The 2,166-nt window shown below is 68.9% G+C and carries 2 protein-coding genes; one reads left to right on the top strand and one right to left on the bottom strand.

Going from position 1 to position 2,166, the window contains the following annotated elements:
- On the bottom strand, positions 1-433 hold a 433-nt coding region (imuA', locus tag NA4_RS34845), incomplete at its 3' end, for a DnaE2-dependent mutagenesis accessory factor ImuA' (RefSeq protein WP_507763407.1).
- A 532-nt stretch (positions 434-965) separates the two neighbouring features.
- On the opposite strand from imuA', the gene NA4_RS34850 reads away from it, so the two are divergent.
- Entirely contained in the window at positions 966-2,087 is a 1,122-nt protein-coding gene (locus tag NA4_RS34850) for a serine/threonine-protein kinase (protein ID WP_067479778.1), read from the top strand.
- The last annotated feature ends 79 nt before the right edge of the window (positions 2,088-2,166 follow it).

A 2,166-nucleotide genomic window follows, 5' to 3' on the forward strand; every position in this document is an offset into this window, starting at 1 on the left:
CGTCGAGCAGGACCGCGGCCACCTCCACCGGGTCGGGGCCGGGGTCGGCGATCACGGCCAGCCGCCGCAGCTGCGCCCCCATCTCCACCGCGGCGAGCAGCCCGAACCGGGGCATTCCGACCACCGCGGCATGCCCGCCGTCCTCGGTCACCGCGGCGAGCAACCCAGCCAGCAGCGAACTCGCCCCCGAGTACGCCACCACAGATCCCTTGACCAAGCCACCATCGGGCAACAATGGCGCGAGCGCTGCGGGCACCGGCAATGCCCCGGTGCGCCGCCCGGCGTCCCACTGGCCGTGCCGCGCCGTGACCGATTCACCGTGCCCTGGTACCGCGGCTATGCGTCTGCGCAGCTCAGCCAGCGAAGGAGGACTCTCCCGCCCACCACCGCGCGGCAGCGCACCCCCCTCCTGCGATATCGCGTCCGAACCCATCCCAACCACCTACTTCCACGATGGACCCGAGGCGAAGCGTGCGGATCAGCCCGCACGATTCGAGCAGCAGCACCGATTCAGCTATCGATCTGTCTCGAATATACGTTCGATACGGACCTAGTAGAAACCGACCCCCGGGTTTCGTCAAGAAACCGCGCCCGATGTCGCCGCAAACCGTTGCCGGACGTGATCAAGGGAACCGGTCCGGTCGATCAGCCCTCCCGCGTCGGCCGATCAGTTATCGGCATCGACCCGATGCCACCTTCCGGACGCGGTTCCTTCTCGGACTACATCCATGCGAGACCGCCCGCCCGTGCACGACTCCTCCATGTCCCACGGATCCGGCGCGCGCCCGAATATGACCTCCGGTCGCCGTTCAGCGGTATGGTGTGCCGCCCCCTGCCGAACCGATGGTTTCCAGGATGAGCACCGTAGTTCCGAGTGTGCGGGTAGCGCCCGATCGTGCCCCATGTCTTCCCGCACGCAGGCATGAATCGGGCCAGCTAGCCGTATTTTCCGCTACCCTGCACCCGTGACCGAACGCGCTCGTCCCACTGTCGGCCCTCAATATCTCGTCGCAGGCCGCTATCGTCTCCAGTCGAAGTTGGGTGGCGGCGGCATGGGCGCGGTCTGGCTGGCACATGACCGGCTGCTCGACCGGGACGTCGCGATCAAGCAGGTTCTCACCACAGCCGGACTCGACGAGGCGGAGGCCAACGCGGTCCGCAACCAGATCATGCACGAGGGCCGGGTCGCGGCGAAACTCTCGCATGATCACGCGATCGCCGTGTACGACGTGGTGCTCGAGGCCGGTGAACCCTGGCTGGTGATGGAGCACCTACCCTCGCGCAACATCGCCAAGGCGCTCGCGCTGGTCGACACGCTGCCACCGGTCGAGGTCGCGCAGATCGGCGCCCAGGTCGCCGACGCGCTCGCCGCCGCGCACGCGGTGGGCATCGTGCATCGGGATATCAAGCCGGGCAATATCCTTGTCGCCGATCGCGGTCCCGGTGTCGGCATGGCCAAGCTCAGCGACTTCGGCATCTCCCGCGGCGCGGGCGAGGTGTCCGACGAACCCGACGGCGTTATCACCGGCACCCCCTCCTACCTGCCTCCGGAAGTGGCCCGCGGCGCGCAGCCGACCAAGGCCAGCGATGTGTTCTCGCTCGGCGCCACGCTCTACACCGCGATCGAGGGCCAGCCGCCGTTCGGTTTCCACGAGGACAGCGACGTCATCGTGCAGCGCGCCGCCATGGCGCAGATCATCCCGCCGAGCCGCAGCGGCGTGCTCACCCAGGCCCTGCTGCACATGATGGAGCCGGCCCCGCAGCGTCGCCCGACCATGGCCGAGGCGCGGGACGAAATCCTCACGGCCGCTTTCGGTCCCGGCACCGGACCGTATATCGTCGGCGCGCCCGTCCGCACCGAAGACGGAACCATCCCGGCCTGGGCCGCGCGCAACTCGGCATCGGGCATCCGCAGCCCGCACTCCACACCGCTGCCCCGCCCGCACCGCAACCACGCCGGGGCGACCGCCGCCGCGCCGGTTCAGCGCGCCAGGACTCCTCAGGCCAGCAACGCCCCCCTTGCCATCGCCGTCGGTTTGCTCATCGGTCTGATCATCATCATCGCGATCATCGTCGCCGTCCTCTGACGTCCCCGCGCACCGAACGAGCGCAGTCGACCCGTGCTCAGCCGCGCGCAGGACCGAGCAACACAGGCAGCCGCATAGA

Source organism: Nocardia amamiensis NBRC 102102 (genome assembly GCF_001612745.1).
GTDB classification, from domain to species: domain Bacteria; phylum Actinomycetota; class Actinomycetes; order Mycobacteriales; family Mycobacteriaceae; genus Nocardia; species Nocardia amamiensis.